The sequence below is a fragment of the Ideonella sp. P3_A4 genome, from assembly GCF_056403075.1.
Genome location: NZ_JBFUGE010001069.1, coordinates 1 through 1,311, shown reverse-complemented (window position 1 = coordinate 1,311; position 1,311 = coordinate 1). Strand labels below are relative to the sequence as shown.

Annotated in this window: 3 protein-coding genes; all 3 read left to right on the top strand. The window is 56.9% G+C overall.

Annotated features, from left to right (window positions below; translation table 11 throughout):
- The coding region (locus tag AC1DYI_RS35910; RefSeq protein WP_477208862.1) for a hypothetical protein at positions 1-489 on the top strand (489 nt) is incomplete at its 5' end.
- Positions 490-661: 172 nt separating this feature from the next.
- Positions 662-991: an antibiotic biosynthesis monooxygenase family protein gene (locus AC1DYI_RS35905; protein WP_477208861.1), complete on the top strand. Its 330-nt coding sequence runs from the start codon at positions 662-664 to the stop codon at positions 989-991.
- A gap of 72 nt (positions 992-1,063) precedes the next feature.
- On the top strand, positions 1,064-1,311 hold a 248-nt coding region (locus tag AC1DYI_RS35900), incomplete at its 3' end, for a hypothetical protein (RefSeq protein WP_477208860.1).

Here is a 1,311-nt window from a genome sequence, read left to right as displayed (position 1 = left end):
GCCGCACAGTGCGGCCTAACCCTTCCATCGAGAGGACGCTACCCGGCAAGCCGGGCAGCGCCTCTCATGTCAAACGTTAGGCCGCTGATGGAGGCTTCTGATACGCCCCGCAAAATAGAGCTTCTTCGCAAGCTCGTCTCCCTAGGCCACGGAGAAGTCATTCTCCACCTCCTCTTTGGCGTATCGAAGTACTCGATATCGTCAGAAAGCGTCGAACTTACCTATCCCGCTTCGTTTGAAGACAGAGACCGCAAGGGGTTTCATCTCATGACTTGGGTTCATGCGCACCTTGAATTCACGGCCAGGTTTGGGTCGACGGCAACGGAAGCCAGAGAAGGCAAGATCTCCTTCTGGGCTCATCCTGCCGAGTATGAGGAGGGGCTGGAACACGGCGCCGCCGGTGTCCTTCTTGAAGAGTTGGAAGCCTGTGCCAGAGATCTCTGCAGTTTGGCAGAGCGCGAAGGTCCGAGCAAAGATGAACAGCTTTAGCCCTTGTTCTTACCCGCCGAGTCAGCGGCCTAACCCCTCCGTCAAGGGGACCTGCCTGCAGCAGGCCCCTTACGTCGAACGTTAGGCCGTCGGCAAGAGCACCCGGCCGCTTACTTGATCACTTGCAGCCAATGCGTTGCTTCCTATCCCCGTAACCACTCTTAGATCGCCCATGTATTCGTCTACGTTCATCCTTGCCAAAGGCCAGTTTGATGAGGCGTTCCATCGACTCGATCAAGAGATCGCAGTCATGGCAAAGTCGATCCCTGGCTACTTGGGCGAAGAGTCTTGGGAAAATGCTGAAAACGGCTTGGTTTCCAACGTGTACTACTGGGAGTCATTGGAGGCCTTGCAGCAGCTAGTCACGCATCCCCTTCATCTCAAGGCCAAGGCCGCGCAGAGCAACTGGCTTGCGGGCTATCAAGTCATCGTCTCTCAAGTCCTCCGCACGTATGGTGACTCCAAGATCAGCCAGTTCTTGCCGGCAGCGGTATCGGCCTAACCCCTCCGTCAAGGGGACCTGCCTGCGGCAGGCCCCTTACGTCGAACGTTAGGCCACATATCTCAATTCCAGATGAAGCAACGCCGTCTTTCAATCGCCGCACTACTCGCTTTCTGCTTTGTGCCCGTCGCATACGCACACATCGCCATGCACTACGCTCGAACTGGCGATGGATTCATGATCAAGCGTCTGCTTACTGCACCTCAGTTTTGGCTCACGCTCGTTGCCTGCATTGCAGTTGGCATTGGTCTTCGCAAGGGCCGTGCGGTCGCATGGGTCCTTGGCCTTGTCGGCGCGGCGTGGCTCTTGTATCCCAGGGC

What these genes read in the sequence shown, in the direction of transcription:
- AC1DYI_RS35905 (WP_477208861.1), top strand. Translation starts at nt 662, where the DNA reads ATGTATTCGTCTACGTTCATCCTTGCCAAAGGCCAGTTTGATGAGGCG.